The sequence below is a fragment of the Halomonas sp. B23F22_3 genome, from assembly GCF_043496965.1.
Classification (GTDB): Bacteria; Pseudomonadota; Gammaproteobacteria; order Pseudomonadales; family Halomonadaceae; genus Halomonas.
In genome coordinates, this window is record NZ_JBIEKG010000001.1 from 773,940 (window position 1) to 794,996 (window position 21,057).

The 21,057-nt window shown below is 70.2% G+C and carries 15 protein-coding genes; 8 read left to right on the top strand and 7 right to left on the bottom strand.

The window, feature by feature from the left end:
* Positions 1–85 precede the first annotated feature (85 nt).
* From ACGTNG_RS03510 to ACGTNG_RS03520, 3 genes are read right to left on the bottom strand one after another with little or no spacing between them, the layout of a single operon-like run.
* Positions 86–1,561, bottom strand: coding sequence for a DNA recombination protein RmuC (locus ACGTNG_RS03510; protein ID WP_394575499.1), 1,476 nt, complete (start codon positions 1,559–1,561; stop codon positions 86–88).
* Positions 1,561–3,066 (bottom strand): aminoacyl-histidine dipeptidase, encoded by a 1,506-nt coding sequence (locus ACGTNG_RS03515; protein WP_394575500.1) that lies wholly within the window; start codon positions 3,064–3,066, stop codon positions 1,561–1,563. The genes ACGTNG_RS03510 and ACGTNG_RS03515 overlap by 1 nt, the downstream gene beginning before the upstream one ends.
* 32 nt (positions 3,067–3,098) lie before the next feature.
* Complete coding sequence (locus ACGTNG_RS03520; RefSeq protein ID WP_394575502.1) at positions 3,099–5,393, bottom strand: tRNA(Met) cytidine acetyltransferase TmcA; 2,295 nt, start codon at positions 5,391–5,393, stop codon at positions 3,099–3,101.
* Positions 5,394–5,780: 387 nt separating this feature from the next.
* Here ACGTNG_RS03520 and dctP point away from each other — a divergent pair, with 387 nt between their 5' ends.
* The 4 genes from dctP to ACGTNG_RS03540 all read left to right on the top strand — a co-directional run bounded on the left by dctP (position 5,781) and on the right by ACGTNG_RS03540 (position 10,686).
* A complete protein-coding gene (dctP, locus tag ACGTNG_RS03525) occupies positions 5,781–6,890 on the top strand; it encodes a TRAP transporter substrate-binding protein DctP (RefSeq protein ID WP_394575503.1) in 1,110 nt (369 codons plus the stop codon).
* A 94-nt stretch (positions 6,891–6,984) separates the two neighbouring features.
* Positions 6,985–7,488: a TRAP transporter small permease subunit gene (locus tag ACGTNG_RS03530; RefSeq protein WP_394575504.1), complete on the top strand. Its 504-nt coding sequence runs from the start codon at positions 6,985–6,987 to the stop codon at positions 7,486–7,488.
* Positions 7,485–8,813: a TRAP transporter large permease gene (locus ACGTNG_RS03535; protein WP_394575505.1), complete on the top strand. Its 1,329-nt coding sequence runs from the start codon at positions 7,485–7,487 to the stop codon at positions 8,811–8,813. Before ACGTNG_RS03530 ends, ACGTNG_RS03535 begins: the two co-directional genes overlap by 4 nt.
* Before the next feature lie 268 nt (positions 8,814–9,081).
* Positions 9,082–10,686: an ABC transporter permease gene (locus ACGTNG_RS03540; protein ID WP_394575561.1), complete on the top strand. Its 1,605-nt coding sequence runs from the start codon at positions 9,082–9,084 to the stop codon at positions 10,684–10,686.
* Here ACGTNG_RS03540 and ACGTNG_RS03545 read toward each other — a convergent pair.
* Entirely contained in the window at positions 10,606–11,790 is a 1,185-nt protein-coding gene (locus ACGTNG_RS03545; protein ID WP_394575506.1) for an ABC transporter ATP-binding protein, read from the bottom strand. The genes ACGTNG_RS03540 and ACGTNG_RS03545 overlap by 81 nt on opposite strands.
* Before the next feature lie 236 nt (positions 11,791–12,026).
* Between ACGTNG_RS03545 and ACGTNG_RS03550 the strand changes: the two genes are divergently transcribed.
* A complete protein-coding gene (locus ACGTNG_RS03550) occupies positions 12,027–13,058 on the top strand; it encodes a Fe(3+) ABC transporter substrate-binding protein (protein WP_394575507.1) in 1,032 nt (343 codons plus the stop codon).
* A 103-nt stretch (positions 13,059–13,161) separates the two neighbouring features.
* Here the strand turns inward: ACGTNG_RS03550 and ACGTNG_RS03555 are convergent, their stop codons facing one another.
* Both ACGTNG_RS03555 and polA read right to left on the bottom strand, forming a co-directional pair.
* Positions 13,162–13,671 carry a hypothetical protein gene (locus ACGTNG_RS03555; RefSeq protein WP_394575508.1) on the bottom strand — a complete coding sequence of 170 codons (510 nt, stop codon included), beginning with the start codon at positions 13,669–13,671 and terminating at the stop codon, positions 13,162–13,164.
* A 126-nt stretch (positions 13,672–13,797) separates the two neighbouring features.
* Positions 13,798–16,566, bottom strand: coding sequence for a DNA polymerase I (polA, locus tag ACGTNG_RS03560; RefSeq protein ID WP_394575510.1), 2,769 nt, complete (start codon positions 16,564–16,566; stop codon positions 13,798–13,800).
* Positions 16,567–16,750: 184 nt separating this feature from the next.
* Between polA and ACGTNG_RS03565 the strand changes: the two genes are divergently transcribed.
* From ACGTNG_RS03565 to speA, 3 genes are all read left to right on the top strand, one after another.
* On the top strand, positions 16,751–17,056 hold the full coding sequence (locus ACGTNG_RS03565; RefSeq protein WP_394575511.1) for a DUF2782 domain-containing protein: 306 nt from the start codon (positions 16,751–16,753) through the stop codon (positions 17,054–17,056).
* A 122-nt stretch (positions 17,057–17,178) separates the two neighbouring features.
* Positions 17,179–18,138 carry a homoserine kinase gene (locus ACGTNG_RS03570; protein WP_394575512.1) on the top strand — a complete coding sequence of 320 codons (960 nt, stop codon included), beginning with the start codon at positions 17,179–17,181 and terminating at the stop codon, positions 18,136–18,138.
* Entirely contained in the window at positions 18,135–20,054 is a 1,920-nt protein-coding gene (gene speA, locus ACGTNG_RS03575) for a biosynthetic arginine decarboxylase (RefSeq protein ID WP_394575513.1), read from the top strand. The genes ACGTNG_RS03570 and speA overlap by 4 nt, the downstream gene beginning before the upstream one ends.
* Before the next feature lie 87 nt (positions 20,055–20,141).
* Here the strand turns inward: speA and ACGTNG_RS03580 are convergent, their stop codons facing one another.
* Positions 20,142–20,807: a fumarylacetoacetate hydrolase family protein gene (locus tag ACGTNG_RS03580; RefSeq protein ID WP_394575514.1), complete on the bottom strand. Its 666-nt coding sequence runs from the start codon at positions 20,805–20,807 to the stop codon at positions 20,142–20,144.
* Between the last annotated feature and the right edge of the window lie 250 nt (positions 20,808–21,057).

Sequence of the window (21,057 nt, forward strand, 5' to 3'; positions counted from 1 at the left end):
CATGATGGATGCAAGACGCCGCCCTCGGGCGGCGTCTTGGCGTCTGGCGGTCGCGTAGGGGGCTCAGGCGGGGCTCAGGCGGGGCTCAGGCGCGGTTATGCGTCGACGCCACGTCGTCACCCGGCTCGCCTTCCCCGCCTGACGCCTCGTCCTCGCCTGCCTCACCCTCTCCGCCAGGGTCACCGGCGGCGGCGCGTACCAGCGCCGCGGGCAGCGGCTTTCTCATGCGCACGCCCAGGCGCTCGAGCTCGGTGGCCTGGGCCACCAGGCTGCCCTGGCCGCTGGAGAGTCGCCCCATGGCCCGACGCTGGCTGTCGCTCGCCCGCTCCAGGTGGCGCCCCACCTCCTCCAGGCTCTCGACGAAGCCGGAGAACTTGGCCAGCAGCTTCTCGGCCCGCTCGCCGATCAGGCGCGCGTTCTCGTTCTGGCGCTCCAGGCTCCACAGGCCCGCCACGGTGCGCAGGCTCGCCAGCAGGGTGGTCGGCGTGACCACTACCACCTGGCGGTCGAAGGCCTCCTGGAAGAGCGAGGGGTCGCGCTCGAAGGCCGCGGCGAAGGCCGGCTCCACCGGCACGAAGAGGAACACGAAGTCCGGCGAGTGGAGTCCCGGCAGGGCCGGGTAGTCCTTGGCCGCGAGGCCCGCCACGTGGCTGCGCAGCGACTGCAGGTGCGCCTTCATGGCCGCCTCGCGCTCGGCCTCCTGCTCGGCGTTGACCACCCGGGTCCAGGCGACCAGCGATACCTTGGCATCGACGATCAGGTGACGGTCGTCGGGCAGGTAGATCACCGCGTCGGGACGCTGGCGCCCCTGCTCGCCCTGCAGCGAGACCTCGCGGCGGTACTCGATGTCGCGGCGCAGGCCGCTGCGCTCGAGCACGGTCTCGAGCATCAGCTCGCCCCAGTTCCCCTGGGCCTTCTGGTCGCCCTTGAGCGCCCGGGCGAGTCCCGCGGCCTCCTCGCCGAGACGGGCATTGAGCCCGGCGAGCTGCTCGAGCTGGGCCTTGAGGGAGCCGCTGTCGCGGCTCTGCTGGCCGTGGAGCTCCTCGACCCGGCGGCGGAACTGGTCGACCTGCTCGCGGAAGGGCTTGAGCGTCGCCTCGAGGCCGTCGCGACTCTGGGCCGTGAAGGCCTGCTGGCGCTCCTCGAAGATGCGCCCGGCCAGCTGACGAAACTCCTCCTTGAGCCGCTCGCGGGCCTCCTCGAGCAGAGCCAGCTGCTCGCGATGACGCAGCGCCATCTGCTCGCGCTCGGTCTCCAGGCGGGTGGCCCGCTCGCGCTGCTCCGCGAGCCGGTCGCGAGTGCCGGTGAGCTCGGCCTCGAGGGCCGCCAGACGCTCGCGGCTGGCATCCAGCTGGGCATCGCTCTGGGCCAGCTCCTGCTCGAGGCGCCGCACGCCGGCCTCACGCTCCTGGGTCAACCGCTCGCGGTCGGCGAGGGCCGCCTCGGCGGCCGACAGGCGGCGCCGCCAGCCCAGGGCCAGCGCGGCGGTCACCGCCAGCAGCCCCGCCAGCGCCACCGCGACCCAGTCGGCCGGTCCGGCCGCCTGCCACCAGGCGTTCATCACCGCCCCGCCCCGTGAGCGGCGTGGTCGGCGTCTTCCGCCCCCAGGGTGGCCAGCTCCTCCACCAGGGCACGCAGCAGCGTCCAGAATTCCTCCACCGAGGAGAGCTCCACCCGCTCGTCCGGGGAGTGGGCGCCGCGGATCAGCGGGCCAAAAGAGATCATGTCGAGCCGTGGGTACTTGCCGCCGAGGATGCCGCACTCCAGGCCGGCGTGGATCACCTTGACCTCGGGATCCTGGCCCAGCCGCTCCTGGTGAAGGCGGCGGAAGCGCGCCAGCAGCGGGCTCGCCGGATCGGGTGTCCAGCCCGGGTAGGCGTTCTCGACCCGGGTGCGGGCGCCGATCAGCTCGAACAGCGCGCGGAACCGATCGGCGATATCCGCCGTGGCGCTGTCGCGCAGTGAGCGCACCAGGGCACAGAGGTGGAAGCGCCCGGCCGACAGGCTGACCACCCCGAGGTTGTTGGAGGTCTCCACCACCCCGGGCAGCTCGACGCTCATCCGCTCGACGCCGCAGGGCGCCACGTGCAGGGCGCGCACCAGCAGTCGGCTGGCCTCGGCCGTCAGGGCCTCGTCTGCCGGCGCCGCCGTGGGCGTCAGGGAGAGCGAGAGCCCCTCGTCGACCCCGGCGAGCTCCGCGCGCAGCTCGGCGGCAAGCGCCGCCACCCGCGCCCGGGCATCGGCGTGCTCCTCCTCCGGCAGCAGCAGGGTGGCGAAGGCCTCCCGCGGCAGGGCGTTGCGCAGGGTGCCGCCATGATAGTCGACCAGCCGCGCCCCGAGAGGCTCAAGGGCGCGCAGCGCCCTGACCAGCAGCCGGTTGGCGTTGCCGCGCCCCTTGTGGATATCGATGCCGGAGTGGCCGCCCGAGAGCCCGGTGAGCGAGAGCGAGAGCGGCGCCTCGCCGGGCGACGGCGGTGCGGTGGGCAGCTGGGCGTCGACGAGGACGTCGGCCCCGCCGGCACAGCCGATATAGACCTGGCCGCGATCCTCGGAGTCCAGGTTGAGCAACAGACACCCCTCGAGCCACTCCTCGGCCAGGTTCAGGGCGCCGCCCATGGAGGACTCCTCCTCCAGGGTGAAGAGCGCCTCCAGCGGGCCGTGGACCAGGGCGTCGTCCTCGAGGATCGCCAGCGCCGCGGCCACGCCGAGGCCGTTATCGGCGCCGAGGGTGGTGTGGCGGGCGTGCAGCCAGCCATCGTCCCCCACTCGGGTCTCGATAGGATCGCGGGTGAAGTCATGGGCATGGTCGGCGTTGGCCTGGGCCACCATGTCCAGATGCCCCTGCAGGATCACGCCGGGCGCCTGCTCGTGGCCGGGGGTGGCGGGCTTGCGGATGCGCAGGTTACCGAAGGCGTCACGGTCGTGGGCCAGGCCCAGGCCGTCGGCCCAGCGCTCGAGGAGCGCGACCAAGGCGGCCTCGTGGCCGGAGGGGCGCGGCGTGTTGCACAGGGTGCGAAAGTGGCGCCACAGGGGCCGGGGGGAGAGCTGCTCGAGATGTGCGTTCATGGGGCATCTGTCCGACGGTGAATGCGGGCACTCTACCGCCCGGCCACATCGGGGGAAAGTCCGCCGTCGCGATCGTGAAGGCGCGCCACGGCCTCACGCAGCCAGGCCTGGACGCCCTTCTTGCCCGCGACGCCCAGCCGCTGCGCCAGCCAGCTCGCATCGCGGCCCTGGAAGGCCCAGGCCGCGAGCGGCGCCAGCGCCTCGTCGGGCTCGGCGCCTCGGGCCTCTTCGCGCATACCAGCCCGGGCGCGGTGCCTCACCAGCGCCTGGATCGCCGGGCGCGTGAGGGCCGGCTCGCGATGGCCGAAGGCCACATCATCCAGGTCGCGCCGGTCCGCGGCCTCGAGGGCGGGTGCCGGCCCCTCGGCGAGCAGGGCGAGGGCCACCGCGGGCTCGAGCTCGGCCAGTTCGAAGGCCAGCAGGCCCGGCAGCTGGCGGTGGAGGCGCGCCTGGAGCCGCGCGGCCAGCGCCTCGCCGGCCGCGCTGGTGGGTCGCACCACCATCAGCGCATGCTCGCCGGTGGCGGTCTCGCGGGTCAGCCCCAGGCGCACGGCACGAAAGCCCGCCGACTGCCAGAACGCCTGGAGCCCGGGCTCGGCGCCAAAGCTCGCGCCCAGCAGATCGATGCCCTCCTCGCGGGCCCGCGCGAGCTCGTCATCGAGCAGGTGCCGGCCGCCGCCCAGGCGGCGACGGCCGGCGGGCACGGCGATGCGCAGCACCCGTCGCAGGCGCGCGGTCAGCGCCTCGCGCTCGCCGGCATGGGCGGCCAGCGACTGGGCCAGCAGGTGTCCGCGCGGGCGCCGCTCGCCCCGCGCCACCCTCTCGGCGAGCACGGCCGGGAAGCCGCCCTCGTCGCCGCATACCGCCACGCCCTCGAGGGCCGAGCCCGCCTCGAGGGCGGTGATGGTCACCCCCGGCCCGTCCAGCAGCCGGCGCAGGTCGGCGGGGGTGGTGCGATAGTGAGCCTGCACCAGCAGGCCGAACACCGCCCGCAGCCGCGGCTCATCATGGGCCAGGACGTCGCGGTCCAGGCGCCGGGCGATGGGTGCGCCGTCGCCGGTCGGTGCCGTGTCCGGCTCGGCGTCCAGCAGCAGCAGGTGGGCGGTGAGCGCCTCCAGGGGATCGCCGGCGGCCCAGCGGATCGGCTCGGCCAGGTGACACTCGCGGAAGTCGGGCGCCTGGCGCTCGAGCCGCTCGCGAAAGCGCAGCGCGAAGCCGCGCCCCGAGCCCTCGTAGCCGTGCACCGTGGTGGCGAAGGCGATGCGCGGGAAGGCCTCGAGCCAGCGCCCCAGCAAAGGAGCGGGAATCGCCGCCGCCTCGTCCACCAGCAGCAGTCGACCGGGGCCACCGACCTCGCCCTGCTCGGCCAGGCGGGCCAGCTCATCGGGGGCCAGGAAGCGCACCCGCCCCCCGGGCGCCTCGAAGGCCTGGCCGTGCCGCTGCCCCTCGGGGCAGAGCGCGGCCAGGCGCTCGAAGAGCCCGGCCACCGCCGCCGGGCGCGGCGCGGTGACCAGGATCTCGGTGGTTCCTGCCCCAGCCCCCGTGCCTTGCGCCAGCAACCGCGCACAGGCGATGCCGAGCGCCGCCGTCTTCCCGCGGCCACGATCGGCGGTCAGCACCAGGGGGCGACGGCGACGCAGCCGGGTCAGCCGGGCTACCGCCTCGGCCTGGTCCTCGGTCAGGCAGGCCTCGTCGCCGGCCGACAGCGACGGGGGCTCTCCCGGCGCTTCGCCCTTCGCCCCGGTCGTGGCCTCGGGGACGTCCGGCAGCCTCGGCGCCGCCCCTGCCGTCCAGCGGATCACCCGTGCATCATCGGCCAGCAGGCGGGCGAGGCGGGCCAGGTAGCGGGCGGTGAGCTGCTCCGCCCGCCAGGGGTGCTCGGCCAGGCGGGCGTAGTCGGCGTCGGGGCGCCGCCCCCAGTCGGGCGGGGTCATCAGCACCAACAGGCCGCCGGCGGTGAGCGTGCCGGCCAGCGCCCCGAAGGCCTCGGGATCGAAGCCGCTCCCGGCCGAGACGGCATCGATCACCACCAGGTCCTGCTCGCCGCCCAGCCGCGTGCGGGCCTTGGCCGACGGCAGCCAGGCCGATGCCGCCAGGCCCTCGGGGCGCTCGGCGGCGATCCACAGGGGCGCCCGCCACGCTCCCTGCTCCTCTCCTGCCTGCCACAGGCTCTGCGCCTCGCGCCGACAGGCCTCGGCCTCGCCGGTCAGCCACACCAGGCCGCGCCAGCGGCGCCGGGCGAGGCGTCGCGCCTGCGCCAGCAGGGCACTCACCGCCCTCGCCTCGCGGTCGCCTCTGTCCCCGCCGTCTTGCCCTCTGTCGCTCATGGCGCCGCCTCCTGTCGCCGCTGCCCTTCCTGAAGCGCCGTTACCGGCACCCCCATTAACACTTTGGTCTTATATAAGTGCAACGTTCAACGCTGCATGATCTCCCGAGTCATACGTTTACGTTAACGTAAACAAAAGGCAACTCATTGATTATCATGCCATATCTCGCTGCCGACGCGTGCACCCAAGCCGCCGATCGCGAGCGATATCGCCGCCATCGAGCCCCGTCATCCTCGCATCGGCGCGATCGAACCCTACATGGATGACGTGCTAGCTTGAGGCGAGCGCCGCGTCGCCGTCCAAGCGACGGCAGCGTGGCTGGTGGACCGGCTTGGCCAAGGCGGTGCCTCCCGGCATCGCAGCTCGAACCAACAAAAGGGACAAAAAATGACAGCACTGCGCACCTTCACCCTCACCGGGATCGCGGCCGGCGTCGCCCTCGCCGCCCTGAGCACGACCGCCCAGGCCCAGGAAACCTGGACCATGACCACCACCTGGCCGGACAACCTGGACCTGATCCAGATCGACCGCCACTGGGCGGAGCTGGTCAACACCCTGGCCGGCGACGAGCTGACCATCAACTTCCGCGCCGGCGGCACCCTGATGCCCGGCACCGAGGTGTTCGACGCCACCCAGACCGGCGCCATCCAGGCCGCCGGCGACTGGCCCGGCTACTGGGCCGGCCTGAGCCCGGCCTTCTCGCCGCTGGCCACCACCACCAGCCTGTTCAACGGCGTGGACTACCTGAACTGGATCAACCAGTGGGGCGGCTTCGAGCTCTACCAGGAGGTCTACGGCGACTACAACATGGTCTACCTGCCCTACGGCATCACCAACAACGAGTCGGGCTTCCGCGGCGGCACGCCCATCGAGAGCATCGCCGACCTGGAGGGCAAGCGCCTGCGCCTCTCCGGTCGCGATCAGGGCCGGGTGCTCGAGCAGCTCGGCGGCTCCCAGGTCACCCTGGCCGGCGGCGAGATCTACCAGGCCATCGAGCGCGGCGTGGTCGACGGCGCCGAGTTCTCGACCCCGGGGGTGGACTACAAGGCCGGCTTCTCCGAGGTCGCCGACTACTGGTCCGTGCCGGGCTGGCACCAGTCCGCCAGCGTGTTCGGCGTGATGATCAACCAGGACGCCTGGGACGCCCTCTCCGAGGAGACCCAGGAGAAGCTGAAGATCGCCGCCCAGGCGACCATGGCCTGGTCGCTGGCCTGGTCCGAGCGCGAATCCACCGAGGGCACGGTGAAGTTCATCGAGGACGGCACCGAGATCAATCAGCTCTCCGAGGAGGATCTCGCCGAGATCCAGCGCATCACCAACGAGGTGATCGTGCAGGGGGCCTGCGAGGACCCGATGCACGCCAAGGTCTACCACTCCATGATCAGCTACCTGCAGCACTACTCCAACTGGCGCGATATCTCGGTGCCCTACAACATGAGCCGCGTCACCGATGAGCTGCCGTCCCTCGAGGAGATCGAGGCCTGCATGAACCAGTAACCGGCCAGGGCCGGCCCCCGACGGGGCCGGCTCGACGCCGACGGTTCCGTCGCTCCCCTCACGCACGATTCGCCCGATTCCGAGAGCTCCCACCATGAATGCCATTGCCAGGGCCATCGACGCCCTCAACGAGGGATTCGGACGCCTGATCGCTCCGCTGCTCGCCGTGATCACGCTGATCGTGATCTATGACATCGCCATGCGCTTCTTCATCGGACGCCCCAGCGACTGGGCCTTCGACGTGACGAAGATGCTGTTCGGCGCCCATTTCATGCTGATGGCCGCCTACGGGCTGCGCCATCACGCCCATGTCGAGGTCGACGTGCTCAAGCGGCTGCTCTCTCGCCGCAAGCAGGCGGCGCTCGAGCTCCTCGGCTACCTGATCTTCTTCGTTCCCTTCATCTGGATGCTGCTGACCTTCGGCTGGGCATTCTTCGAACGCTCCTTCAGTCGCGGCGAGACCACCTACGGCATGATGGCCATCCCGGTCTACCCGGTGAAGGGCGTGATCGTGGTCGCCGCCGGGCTGCTGCTGCTGCAGGCCATCGCCATCGTCATCCGCGCCGTGCAGGCGCTGGGCAAGGAGACCCCCGCATGAGCGCCGAGATGCTTACCCTGTTCATGTTCGGCGGCCTGCTGGTCGGCCTGTTCATGGGTCATCCGCTGGCCTTCGTGCTCGGCGGCGTCGCCGTGCTCGGCGCCTGGTTCGGGCCCGGCGCCAATACGCTGGGCATCCTGATCAACAACATCTACGGCAACGCCATGGACAACTACGTCCTGGTGGCCATCCCGCTGTTCATCCTGATGGCGCGTTTCCTCAACGACTCCGGCGTCACCGAGAAGATGTTCGAATCGATGCGCCTGCTGCTGGCCAACCTGCGCGGCGGCCTGGCCCTGACGGTCGTCGTGGTCTCGGTGCTGCTGGCCGCCACCACCGGCATCGTCGGCGCCTCCATCGCGGTGATGGGCATGATCGCGCTGGTGCCGATGCTGAACTACGGCTACAACAAGCAGCTCAGCACCGGCGTGATCATGGCCAGCGGCTGCCTGGGCATCCTGATCCCGCCCAGCATCATGCTGATCCTGATGGCCAGCTACTCGCCGGTCTCGGTGGGCGCGCTGTTCGCCGGCGCCCTGGTGCCGGGCCTGCTGCTCGGCGCGATGTACGCCCTCTACGTGCTGGTGATCTGCCACCTCAAGCCGGAATATGGCCCCCTGGTGCCCGCCGAGGAGCGCGCCGAGGTCTCCACCGGCGAGCTCTTGAAGATGCTGGGCAAGTACGTGCTGCCCCCGATGGCGCTGATCCTCGGCGTGCTGGGCTCGCTGTTCACCGGCATCGCCACCGCCACCGAGGCCTCGGCCATCGGCGTCTTCATCGCCTTCCTGCTGTTCCTGATCTTCGGCGATCGCAAGGCCTCCACCTGCTACCACACCCTGATCGAGGCCAGCAAGACCACCACCATGGTGATGCTGGTGCTGGTGGGGGCCACCGCCTTCACCGGGGTGTTCTCCATCGGCGGCGGCATGGAGGTGATCCACGAGGTGGTGATGGCGATGCCCGGCGGCACCACCGGGGCGTTGATCCTGATGCTCTTCCTGGTCTTCATCCTGGGCATGTTCCTGGACTGGACCGGCATCGTGCTGCTGAGCTTCCCGATCATGCTGCCGATCGTCGAGAGCATGGGCATCGACGTGCTGTGGTTCGTGGTGATGGTCGCGGTGGTGCTGCAGACCTCCTTCCTCACGCCGCCCTTCGGCTACGCGCTCTTCTACCTCAAGGGGGTGGCGCCGCCCGGGGTCGAGACCCTCGACCTCTACAAGGCGGTCATCCCCTTCGTCGCGCTGATCGTGCTGGCCTGCCTGCTGATGGCCTTCTTCCCGGTCCTGGTCACCGGTCTGCCGTCGCTGCTGATCGGCTACTGAGCCTGCCGAGCTCGACCCTCGACGCCCGCCGCTCCTCGAGCGGCGGGCGTCTTGCTTGACGGAGGTCACGGCGACCGTATTCACGGCGACCGCGTTCACGGCGACCGTGGCTGCAGTCGCCCCGGCCGACTGATACAATTCTCAGCCGCAAGTTTCTCGCATCCCTGTAGCCATCCCGGCACGGAAGGAGACTCCGTTGACCAGTCCGGCCAGTTCCCGCGCCCGCACGCCTTCCCGCCTGTCGCTGCCCCTCAATCTCTGGAACGCCCTGACCATCGGCATCGCCCTGATCGTGGCGTTGCCGGTCATCGTGGTGCTGACGCACCTGTTCATGCCCACCGACGGCATCTGGCAGCACCTGGGCAGCACCGTGCTGCCCCGCTACCTGGGCAACACCCTCTTCCTGGTGGTGACCGTGGGGCTCGGCACCTTCGTCATCGGCACCGGCACCGCCTGGCTGGTGGTGATGTGCCGCTTTCCGGGGCGCCGGCTCTTCGAGTGGGGGCTGCTGCTGCCGCTGGCGGTGCCGACCTACGTGATCGCCTACGCCTATACCGACTTCCTGCAGTACGCCGGCCCCATCCAGACCTGGCTGCGCGAGACCTTCGGCTGGTCGGCGGGCGACTACTTCTTCCCGGACATCCGTTCGCTGTGGGGCGCCGCGACACTGATCACCCTGGTGCTCTACCCCTACGTCTACATGCTGGCGCGGGCGGCCTTCCTGGAGCAGTCGGTGTGCGTGCTGGACGTGGGGCGCACCCTGGGCCGCGGGCCCTGGCGGCTGTTCTCAAGCGTGGCCCTGCCGCTGGCGCGCCCGGCGATCGTCGGCGGGGTGTCCCTGGCGCTGATGGAGACCCTCAACGAGTTCGGGGCGGTGCAGTACTTCGGCGTCGACACCTTCACCACCGGCATCTATCGCACCTGGTTCGGCATGGGCGAGCAGGTGGCCGCGGCCCAGCTCGCCGCCTGCCTGCTGGCCTTCGTGATCGCCCTGGTGCTGCTCGAGCGCTGGTCCCGGGGCAAGCGGCGCTACTTCCACACCACCGGCCGCTACCAGCAGATGCCCGAGTTCGCGCTCCACGGGGGGCGGGCCTGGGCCGCGACCCTGGCCTGCCTCACCCCGGTGCTGCTCGGTTTCCTGATCCCCAGCGGCCTGCTGGGCTACCTGTCGATTCAGGGCGGCGACGCGCTGTTCGGCGCCGCCTTCCTGGAGTTCGCCGGCAACAGCCTGCTGCTGGCGGCGATCGCCTCAATCGTGGCCGTGAGCCTGGCGCTGCTGCTGAGCTACGGGGCACGGCTCAATCCCGGCCGCATCACCCGAGTGGCCACGCGAGTGGCCGCCATGGGCTATGCGGTGCCGGGCTCGGTGGTGGCGGTGGGCATCCTGATCCCCTTCGTGTGGCTGGATCACCAGATCAACGACTTCATGAAGGGGCAGTTCGGCATCGTGGTGGGGCTGCTGCTCAGCGGCTCGGCGTTCATCCTGATCTACGCCTACCTGGTGCGCTTCCTGGCGGTCTCCTTCAACGCCATCGAGGCGAGCCTCGGCAAGGTGACGCCGAGCATGGACGCGGCCTCGCGGACCCTGGGTCAGACGGCGGGCGGCACCCTGCGCAAGGTGCATACGCCGATCATGCGCGGCAGCCTGATCGCCGCCGGCATCCTGGTCTTCGTCGACGTGATGAAGGAGCTGCCGGCCACGGTGATCCTGCGCCCCTTCAACTTCGACACCCTGGCCATCCGCGCCCACAGCCTGGCCGCCGACGAGCGCCTGGCCGAGGCCTCGACCTCGTCACTGGCCATCGTGGCAGTAGGCATCATCCCGGTGATCCTGCTCAGCGTCGCCATGCGCCGCTCCCGCCCCGGCAGCTGAGGCCTCCTCGAGGGGGAAGACGAACACCTGGGAGTCGTCCAGGCCGATCAGGATCGGCTGGCCCTCCCGGGGCAGGAAGACTCCCGGGGCCCGGGCGTGCAGGTGGGACTCCTCGCCGTCGGGGGTGTGGGCACAGATGTGCAGCAGGCTGGTGCGGCCCAGCAGCTTGGCCATGATGATGTGGCTGTGGTGATACTCGGGCGGCTCGTTGAGCGGCACGACCCTGAGCGCCTCGGGCCGGATCATCACCTTCACCAGGCTGCCCTCGGGCAGCCCGCCCGCCGAGACCTCGCCCACCGGGGTCGCCACCTGGCCGTCCTGCACCCGCCCCTCGAGCTCGTTGACCTCGCCGAAGAAGGTGACCACGAAGGGATCGGCCGGGGTGCAGTAGAGCTCCAGCGGAGTGCCGGCCTGCACCACCCTCCCCTCACGCATCAGCACGATGCGATCGGCCATGAACATGGCCTCTTCGGGGTCGTGGGTGACCAGCAGCACGCCGGTGCCCACCTTCTTCAGCACGTGCAGCGTATCGTCGCGGATGCGGTCGCGCAGGCGGGCATCGAGGCTCGAGAAGGGCTCGTCGAGCAGCATCAGCTGCGGCGCGGGCGCCAGGGCCCGGGCCAGGGCGATGCGCTGCTGCTGGCCCCCCGAAAGCATGTGCGGGAAGACCCGCGCATAGCGCTCCATGCCGAGCAGCTCGAGCAGCTCGTAGGCCCGCCGCCGGCGCTGCTGGGCGGGCAGTGACTCGAGGCCGAAGGCCACGTTGTCGAGCACCGATAGATGCGGGAACAGCGCCGAGTCCTGGAAGGCCAGGCCGACGTTGCGCTTCTCCGGCGGCACGTGACTGCGCCCCTCGCCCATCGATTCGCCGCCCAGCGCCACGCGCCCCTGCTGCACCCGCTCGAGTCCGGCGGCGATCCGCAGCAGGGTGGACTTTCCACAGCCCGAGGGCCCCAGCAGGCAGACGATCTCCCCGGGCTTGACGTCGAGGGAGACGTTCTCGACGGCCAGGTGCTGCTGGTAGGCGTGGCGGATCTGGTGCATGGCGAGCACCGGGGCGGTGCTGGCCGGCGCGTCTGGCGTGAGGGTCGATTGGCTGGTCATGAGGTCTCGACTGCCGGTTGAGAGTGTCTGGACAACATGGTAACGCGAAAGCCTCCCGAATGCGTTGTACTATCGCTCGCATTCCAGCTTTGCCGCCGGGAAGGCCTGCCGCCACCTGATCTGGATCAGATCCATCGCGCAACGGACTTGACGGCGAATACGCAAGGGGCTTCAATAGCGAAAGTTTAATGCTAAGCATTATCATTTCAAACCACCGCTATCCACGAGGATTTTCCATGTCGCTGCATCGTCGTACCGCCCTGCCCCTCGCCGCCCTGGTCGCCGGCACCGCCATGGCCTCCCAGGCCTCCGCCGCCGAGGAGCTCAACGTCTATTCGGCCCGCCACTATGATTCCGACGCGGCGCTCTACGCGGCCTTCACCGAAGAGACTGGCATCGAGGTCAACATCCTCGAGGGCGACTCCGACCAGCTGATCCAGCGCCTCAAGCTCGAGGGCGAGGCGGGCCCGGCCGACGTGCTGATCACCGTGGACGCCGGCCGCCTGTGGCGCGGCGAGCAGGAGGACGTCTTCGCCAGCGTCGACTCCGAGGTGCTCAACGAGCGCCTGCCGGCCCACATGCGCCATCCCGAGGGCAAGTGGTTCGGCTTCAGCCAGCGCGTGCGGGCGCTCTTCATCGACCCCACCGAGGTGGATGCCGAGGCCATCAGCCGCTACGAGGACCTGGCCGACCCGGCCTTCGCGGGCGAGGTCTGCATCCGCTCCTCCAACAACATCTACAACCAGTCGCTGCTGGCCTCGATGATCGCCCATCACGGTGAGGAAGAGGCCGAGGCGTGGGCCGAGGGCGTGGTCGAGAACTTCGCGCGCGATCCCGAGGGCGGCGACACCGACCAGATCCGCGGCGTCGCCAGCGGCGAGTGCAACATCGCCGTGGCCAACCACTACTACTACGTGCGTCTGGCCAACTCCGACAACGAGGCCGACCGCGAGGTCGCCGAGAAGGTCCAGATCGTCTTCCCCAACCAGGACGATCGCGGCGCGCACATCAACGTGGGCGGCGCCGGCATGGTGAAGGGCGCGCCCAACGAGGAGAACGCCGTACGCTTCCTCGAGTTCCTCGCCTCCGACGAGGCCCAGGCCCTGTTCGCGTCCGGCAACTACGAGTTCCCCGCCGTCGAGAGCGTGGAGATCGACGGCGTCATCGCCTCCTGGGGCGACTTCAAGAAGGACGACCTGAACGTCAGCGTGCTGGGCGAGAACAACCCGGAAGCGGTGCGTATCTTCGACCGCGCCGGCTGGCGCTAAGCCTCATCGTCACGCCGCCATGACAGCGGCATGACGAGCACGGAAAGACGAAAGGCCCGCGGCAGCGCCGCGGGCCTTTCTGTTGCGCCGGGAAAACGCGCGCTCAGGTGTCGCCGGGCCGCGGCGCGGCATCCGCGGCGTTCTGGAAGACACCGAGCGTGCCCATGCGCCGACCGCGGTCGTTGAGGAAGGTCTCCAGGGTCACCACCGGGGCCTGGCCCTCGCGAGTGAACGCGATGCGATCGGCCGAGGTGCGCTGCGACTGCCAGCCCTCGCCGAGGCACTGGGCGATCGCCTCGCCGCCCTTGACCAGGGCGCCGCGCGGGTCGTCGCTCGCCAGGGGGCCGAAGCACAGGTAATGATCGGGCCGCCGGGCCGAGGTGATCACGCAGGCGTCGTGGAAGGCCTGAGTATCGGTCTGCCAGGTGCGCGTCACGCGGGTGGTCTCCAGGCGGCCCTTGATCGCGTCGAAGCCGGCATCGGCGCTCGCCACCGCGCGGTTCAGGGCCTGGCAGTCGAACAGCTCCGCCGCGGTCGGCGTCGCCTGGCTCGCGCATCCCGAGAGCAGGATCACCCCCGCGCCCGCCAGCCATGTCCTCATCGTCCTTCGCATCCTCGTCTCCTTGATGGACTCGGGCCGTGCCGACCCGGATATAGGCACCATAGCACTCCGCGGCCGCGCCATCTCAGCGGCGCGGCGCGCGCCGATTCGGCAGGCCCGGGCTCGGCCAGACCGAGCTCAGTGCGCCTCGTCCCAGTTGATGCCGCTCTCGGCCTCGACGGTCAACGCCACGTCGAGCTCGGCGGCGCCCTGCATGCGCGCCTTCACCTCGGCGATGAAGGCGTCGACCTGCGCCTCGGCCACCTCGAAGACCAGCTCGTCGTGGACCTGCATCACCATCACCGCATCGAAGGCCTCGTCGGCGAGCCAGGCGTCCACGTCGATCATGGCGCGCTTGATGATGTCCGCCGCGGTGCCCTGCATGGGCGCGTTGATGGCGGTGCGCTCGGCGCCCTGGCGGCGCGCACGGTTCTGGGAGTGGATCTCCGGCAGGTAGAGGCGCCGGCCGAACACCGTCTCGACGAAGCCGTCCTCGGCGGCCTGGGCGCGAATGCGCTCCATGTAGCGGGCCACGCCGGGGTAGCGGTCGAAGTAGCGGTCGATGTAGGTCTTGGCCTGGCTCTGCTCGATGTTGAGCTGGCGGCCGAGCCCCCAGGCGCTCATGCCATAGATCAGCCCGAAGTTGATCGCCTTGGCGCTGCGGCGCTGGTCGCCGGTGACCTTGTCGAGCGTCACGCCGAACACCTCGGCGGCGGTGGCGGCGTGGATGTCGCGGCCCTCGGCGAAGGCCTCGAGCAGCCCCTTGTCGCCGGAGAGGTGCGCCATGATGCGCAGCTCGATCTGCGAGTAGTCGGCGGCGACGATGCGATAGCCGGGACGGGCCACGAAGGCCTGGCGAATGCGCCGCCCCTCCTCGGTGCGGATGGGGATGTTCTGCAGGTTGGGATCCGACGAGGAGAGCCGGCCGGTGGCCGTGACCGCCTGGTGGTAGCTGGTGTGCAGGCGCCCGGTGGCCTTGTTGACCAGCCGCGGCAGCTTGTCGGTGTAGGTGGACTTCAGCTTGGCGAGCCCGCGGTGCTCGATGATCACCTTGGGCAGCGGGTAGTCCAGCGCCAGCTCCTCGAGCACCGCCTCGGCGGTGGAAGGCGCCCCCTTGGGCGTCTTCTTGATCACCGGGATCTTCTGCTCCTCGAACAGGATCTGGCCGAGCTGCTTGGGCGAGCCGAGGTTGAACTCGCGGCCGGCGAGCTCATGGGCGCGGCCCTCCAGTTCGCGGATGCGGGTCTCGAGCTCCTGGCTCTGGGCGCGCAGCCGCTCGGGATCGAGCGCCACGCCGGTGCGCTCCATGCGCGAGAGCACCGGGATCAGCGGCCGCTCGAGGGTGTCGAGGACCTCGGCCAGGCGCCCCTCGGCCTCGACCCGGGGCCGCAGCAGTCGATGCAGGCGCAGCGTGATGTCGACGTCCTCGCAGGCGTAGGGGACGGCCTGCTCCAGGGCGATCTGGTTGAAGGTGAGCTGCTTGGCCCCCTTGCCGGCGATCTCCTCGAAGGAGATCGTCTTCTCGCCCAGGTACTTCAGCGCCAGCGAGTCCATGTCGTGGCGGGTGGCCGTGGAGTCGAGCACGTAGGAGGCCAGCATGGTGTCCTCCAGCGACCCGGCCACGGTGATGCCGTGATTGGCCAGCACCGAGATGTCGTACTTGAGGTTCTGGCCGATCTTGGCGCGGCGATCGTCTTCCCAGAGCGGGCGCAGGGCCTCGAGCACGGCGTCGCGGTCGAGCTGCGCCGGGGCATCGAGGTAGTCGTGCGCCAGCGGGATGTAGGCCGCCTCGCCCGGCTCGAGGGCGAGCCCCACGCCGACCACCTGGGCCTCCATGTAGTTGAGGCTGGTGGTCTCCAGGTCGAAGCAGAAGGCCTCGCTGGCCGCCAGGCGCTCGAGCCAGGCGTCGAGCTCGGCCTGCTCGAGGATGACGTGATCCTCGCGCCCGGCGCCCTCGCCCGCCGCACCGCCGTCATCGTCCCCGGCCGGCGCCGGCGTGCCGCCGGCGACATCGTCGACGCCCTCGTGCTTGCCCTCGAGGAGCTCGGAGAGCCAGGCCTGGAACTCCAGGCGGCGATAGAGCTCGACCAGCGCCTCGCGGTCGGGATGGGCGATGTCCAGGTCGTCGAGGCCCACCGGCAGCTCGCAGTCGGTCTTGATGGTCGCCAGCTGGTAGGAGAGGAAGGCCTGATCGCGATGCTCCTCGAGCTTCTTGGGCAGCGTCTTGGCGCCGCGAAAGCCCAGCGTCTTGATCTTCTCGGGATCCGCATAGAGGGTCTCGAGCCCGCCCTGCATGCCCTGCAGCAGCCCCAGCGCGGTCTTCTCGCCGACGCCCGGCACGCCGGGGATGTTGTCGACCTTGTCGCCCATCAGCGCCAGGAAGTCGATGATCAGCTCCGGGGGCAGGCCGAACTTCTCCTTGACGCCTTCGACGTCCAGGGTCTCGTCCTTCATGGTGTTGACCAGCGTGATATGGGCATTGACCAGCTGTGCCATGTCCTTGTCGCCGGTGGAGATCACCGCGTCGCGGCCGGCCTCGGTGGCCTGGCGGGCCAGGGTGCCGATGACGTCGTCGGCCTCCACGCCCTCGATGCACAACAGCGGCAGGCCCAGCGCGCGCACGCAGTCGTGCAGCGGCTTCACCTGGGAGCGCAGGTCGTCGGGCATCGGCGGGCGATGGGCCTTGTACTCCTCGAACAGCGTGTCGCGGAAGGTCTTGCCGGGGGCATCGAAGACCACCGCCATGGGGCTGTCGGGATAGTCCTTGATCAGCCGCTTGAGCATGTTGAGCACCCCCTTGATCGCCCCGGTGGGCTGTCCCTCGGAGGTGGTCAGCGGCGGCAGGGCGTGAAAGGCGCGGTAGAGATAGGAAGAACCGTCGACGAGAACGATGGGCGTGTCGGCCATGTATCGGCATCCATTGAGGCGTGGCGTGATGAGTTGCTGGTCATCCATGATACGCATTGCCGCCGCGTTTTGCCGCGGGTGGTAGGCCGGACGGCCACGAGCCCTTACACTGGAGATACCACCGGGGCGGCCGAGGAGGGTTCATCGTGCAGGCCGTCCCGTCCCTGCGGCACTGGAGGCCATCATGAAGAAGATCCTGCGCAGCGACGCGCCCGCCCTGGGGCTCGGCTTGGTCCTGGTCCTGGCCCTCTCGGTCAGCGCCGGCGCGCTTGCCCAGTCGTCCGGCAACCTCGAGCCGGACATCACCATCCGCGAGGAAGAGGATCGCACCATCCGCGAGTACCGGGTCAACGGCGAGCTCTACGCCATCGAGATCCGCCCCTTCGCCGGCCCCTCCTACTATCTGGTCGACCACGACGGGGACGGTGACTTCGAGCGCCGCGAGGGCGATCGCATCGCCGTGCCCCAGTGGGTGCTGAAGACCTTCTGATCCGCCGGCCGCCCCGCCGCCGGATTCGGCTCTTGCCATCGTCGACGCCGCGGCCGGGGCGCGTGCATCGAAGGGCCAAGTCGCTACAATAGGCGGCTTGGCATTTCCCGGGCGAGAGACACATGGCCGTATTCACACCGCTTACCGACCCTCAGGTCGCCGAGTTCCTCAGCCGCTTCGACGCCGGCTCGCTGGTCTCCGTCGAGGGCGTGCCCGCCGGCACCGAGAACAGCACCTTCTTCGTCACCACCGATCGCCGCGAGCTGGTGCTGACCCTGTTCGAGCAGGGCGAGCACGAGGAGCTGCCGTTCTTCGTCGACCTGCTCGACTACCTGGACGAGCACCGCCTGCCGGTCCCGGGCCCCCTCCACGATCGCGACGGCGTGGCCCTGCACACCCTGGCCGGCAAGCCGGCGCTGCTGTTTCCCCGGCTGCCCGGCAAGCATCCCAAGGCGCCGAACCTCGCCCAGTGCCACGAGCTGGGCGACGCCCTGGGGCGCATGCACGCGGTCTCCCGACACTTCCCCGGCCACCGCCCCAACCCGCGGGACCTGCACTGGCTGCTGCCCATGCACCACAAGGTGCTGGTCTATCTGTCGCCTGAGGATCAGGCGCTGATGAAGGACGAGGTCGAGACCTACCAGGGCTTCTTCGGCGACGCGCCGGACCTGCCCCAGGGCGCGCTGCACGGCGACCTGTTTCGCGACAACACCCTGTTCGACGGCGATCGCCTCGGCGGGCTGATCGACTTCTACAACGGCTGCACCGGCGACCTGCTGTTCGACCTGGCCATCGTCATCAACGACTGGGCCACCGGGCCCGACGGCCGCCTGGATGCGGCGCGCCACGACGCCCTGATCAGCGCCTACCAGACGCGCCGGCCGCTCAGCGCCCCCGAGCGCGATGCCTGGCCGATGATGCTGCGCCTGACCGCCCTGCGCTACTGGCTCTCCCGGCTGCTGGTGGTCTACGTCGATCCGCCGGCCCACGATCTCACGCCCCACGATCCCGACCAGTTCCGCACCGTGCTCAAGGCGCGCCTGGCCCACGGTGCCCTGCCGCTACCGGAAGGAGACGCATGAGTCAGTCCAAGAGCAAGGCCGGACCGGCCCAGCAGGCGCGACGCACCTGGAACATCGACCAGTGGGGCAGCGGCTACTTCGACGTCAACGACGACGGCCAGGCCCTGGTGCGTCCGCTGGGCAGTGACGACGACGGCCCCGCCCTGCCCCTGCAGCCGCTGGTCCACAAGCTGCGCGAGGCCGGCCTGCGCCTGCCGGTGCTGGTGCGCTTCACCGACATCCTGCACGACCGGGTCGAGCAGCTCTGCGCCGCCTTCGACACCGCCATGCAGGAGGAGGCCTTCGCGGGCGGCTATACCGCCGTCTACCCGATCAAGGTCAACCAGCAGCGCCGGGTGGTCGAGTCGATCCTCGGCACCTATGAGCGCGGCCGCGGCCGCGTGGGCCTCGAAGCCGGCAGCAAGCCGGAGCTGCTGGCGGTGCTCGCGCTCTCGGCCGACGGCTCCTCGCTGATCGTCTGCAACGGCTACAAGGATCGCGAGTACATCCGCCTGGCGCTGATGGGCGAGAAGATCGGCCATCGCGTCTACCTGGTGGTGGAGAAGCTCTCGGAGCTGCCGCTGATCCTCGAGGAGGCGCGCCGCCTCGGCGTCACCCCGCGCATCGGCCTGCGCGCCCGGCTCTCCTCGGTGGGCCGCGGCCGCTGGCAGGACACCGGCGGCGAGAAGTCCAAGTTCGGCCTCACCGCCAGCCAGATCCTCTCCGTGGTGGAGCAGCTGCGCGAGGCCGAGGCCCTGGAGAGCCTGCAGCTGGTGCACTTCCACCTCGGCTCGCAGATCGCCAACATCCGCGACATCCAGCGCGGCCTGCGCGAGTGCGCCCGCTTCTACCAGAGCCTGGTGGCGCTGGGCGCCCCGGTGGACACCGTGGACGTCGGCGGGGGCCTGGGCATCGACTACGAGGGCACCCGCTCACGGAGCTTCTGCTCGGCCAACTACTCGATGCTCGAGTACGCCCGCAACGTGGTGGCGGCCTTCGCCCAGGCCTGCGCCGAGCAGGAGCTGCCCCAGCCGCACATCATCAGCGAGTCCGGGCGCGCCCTGACCGCCCACCACGCGGTGCTGATCTCCAACGTGATCGGCGAGGAGCGGGTCAGCCACCTCTCGCCCGAGCGCCGAGTGAAGGACGACCCCCAGGTCGACGAGCTGTGGCGGGTCCACGACCTGCTCCACGAGCGCGCCGAACCCCGCGGCCTGGTGGAGGCCTGGCACGACCTGGTGCACGCCATGGGCGAGCTCCACGAGCGCTTCGTGATCGGCATGAACGACATCGACGCCCGCGCCGAGGGCGAGAGCGTCTACTTCGCCGCCTGCGCGCGGCTGCGCGGCCTGCTCGACAACCGCAACCGGGCCCACCGCGAGATCAGCGACGAACTGGCCGAGAAGCTCGCCGACAAGCTGTTCGTCAACTTCTCGCTGTTCCAGTCGGTGCCCGACGTCTGGGGCATCCAGCAGATCTTCCCGGTGCTGCCGTTGGAGGGCCTGCACCGCGGCCCCGAGCGGCGCGGCGTGATCCAGGACATCACCTGCGACTCCGACGGGCGCATCGACGGCTACGTCGACGGCCAGGGGGTCGAGACCACCCTGCCGCTGCCCGAGTGGCGCGAGGGCGAGGAGAAGCTGCTGGGCTTCTTCCTGGTGGGCGCCTACCAGGAGATCCTCGGCGACCTGCACAACCTGTTCGGCGACACCGACTCCGCGGACGCCGCCCTGACCGCCGAGGGCGACTGGTCGATCAGCCAGGTCCAGCAGGGCGACCGAGTGGCCGACGTGCTGGGCTACGTCAACTTCGACGTCTCCGCCCTGCGCGAGCACCTCGCCGAGCAGCTCGCCCGCAGCGGCCTCGACACCGCCCAGCAGCAGGCCTTCCTCGACGACCTCTCCGACGGGCTCGAGGGCTACACCTACCTGGAGTAGCGAGGCGCGGCGCCGATCGCCTGGAAACGACAACGCCCCGCGGCCGAGGCCGCGGGGCGTTGTCGTTGGTGGTGACGTCGGGCGCGCTCACGCCGTCACGCGGGTGGTGACCTCCAGGCCGCCGGTGAGGGTGAAGGCGAGCGTGGCGCCGCGGGGCAGCGGGCCGACGCCGGCCGGGGTGCCGGTGAGCACCACGTCGCCGGGCTGCAGGGTGAAGTGGCGGCTCATCTCCGCCAGCAGCGCCGGCACCGGGAAGAGCATGTCCGAGCCCCGGCCGTGCTGGCGACGTTCGCCGTCGACCTCGAGGGTGAAGGCGAGCGCCGCCCAGTCCGGCACCTCGGTAAGCGGCAGGAAGGCCGAGAGCGGGCAGGCGCCGTCGAAGGCCTTGGCGACCTCCCAGGGATGCCCCTTCGCCTTCAGGCGCGCCTGCACGTCGCGCAGGGTCAGGTCCAGCGCCAGCCCGATGCCGGCCACGCCCCGCTCGGCCTGCTCCGCCGTGGCGTTTGAGAGCTCCTCGCCGATCAGCAGCGCCAGCTCCGTCTCGTAGTGCACCTCGCCTCGCGCGAAGGGCGCCGCGATCGGCTGCTCCAGCGCCACGGCGGCGGTTGCCGGCTTGATAAATAGCAGCGGCTCGCTGGGCACAGGGTTATCCAGCTCCCGGGCGTGCTCGGCGTAGTTGCGGCCGACGCAGACGATCTTGCCGAGCGGCTCGGCGAACGGCCGGCCATCGGTGAAACGGGGCACGAAGCGCATGTCGGGTCTTCTCCTTCACGTGGGTAGCGTCGCGGTTGGGCGACCGGCATTTCAGTCTACCGAAGCCGGCCTCGCGGTCCAGCGCCACCACGGCCGAGCGAGCCCGGGCGTCGTGAGCGAGACGCCGGGCCCCCGCCGTCACACGGCTGAAAGAATTCGAGGCTACGGTAGACCCATCACGAATCGAGTCGTGAGCCCTGGATCTGGTGGACCAACTGCATGATTAGCTCGCCTACTGGCGGGCTCTTTT

Excerpts from the sequence above, each read along its gene's own strand:
- ACGTNG_RS03510 (WP_394575499.1), bottom strand. The coding sequence starts at position 1,561 with ATGAACGCCTGGTGGCAGGCGGCCGGACCGGCCGACTGGGTCGCGGTG.
- ACGTNG_RS03515 (WP_394575500.1), bottom strand. The coding sequence starts at position 3,066 with ATGAACGCACATCTCGAGCAGCTCTCCCCCCGGCCCCTGTGGCGCCAC.
- ACGTNG_RS03520 (WP_394575502.1), bottom strand. The coding sequence starts at position 5,393 with ATGAGCGACAGAGGGCAAGACGGCGGGGACAGAGGCGACCGCGAGGCG.
- dctP (WP_394575503.1), top strand. The coding sequence starts at position 5,781 with ATGACAGCACTGCGCACCTTCACCCTCACCGGGATCGCGGCCGGCGTC.
- ACGTNG_RS03530 (WP_394575504.1), top strand. The coding sequence starts at position 6,985 with ATGAATGCCATTGCCAGGGCCATCGACGCCCTCAACGAGGGATTCGGA.
- ACGTNG_RS03535 (WP_394575505.1), top strand. The coding sequence starts at position 7,485 with ATGAGCGCCGAGATGCTTACCCTGTTCATGTTCGGCGGCCTGCTGGTC.
- ACGTNG_RS03545 (WP_394575506.1), bottom strand. The coding sequence starts at position 11,790 with ATGACCAGCCAATCGACCCTCACGCCAGACGCGCCGGCCAGCACCGCC.
- ACGTNG_RS03550 (WP_394575507.1), top strand. The coding sequence starts at position 12,027 with ATGTCGCTGCATCGTCGTACCGCCCTGCCCCTCGCCGCCCTGGTCGCC.
- ACGTNG_RS03555 (WP_394575508.1), bottom strand. The coding sequence starts at position 13,671 with ATGCGAAGGACGATGAGGACATGGCTGGCGGGCGCGGGGGTGATCCTG.
- polA (WP_394575510.1), bottom strand. The coding sequence starts at position 16,566 with ATGGCCGACACGCCCATCGTTCTCGTCGACGGTTCTTCCTATCTCTAC.
- ACGTNG_RS03565 (WP_394575511.1), top strand. The coding sequence starts at position 16,751 with ATGAAGAAGATCCTGCGCAGCGACGCGCCCGCCCTGGGGCTCGGCTTG.
- ACGTNG_RS03570 (WP_394575512.1), top strand. The coding sequence starts at position 17,179 with ATGGCCGTATTCACACCGCTTACCGACCCTCAGGTCGCCGAGTTCCTC.
- speA (WP_394575513.1), top strand. The coding sequence starts at position 18,135 with ATGAGTCAGTCCAAGAGCAAGGCCGGACCGGCCCAGCAGGCGCGACGC.
- ACGTNG_RS03580 (WP_394575514.1), bottom strand. The coding sequence starts at position 20,807 with ATGCGCTTCGTGCCCCGTTTCACCGATGGCCGGCCGTTCGCCGAGCCG.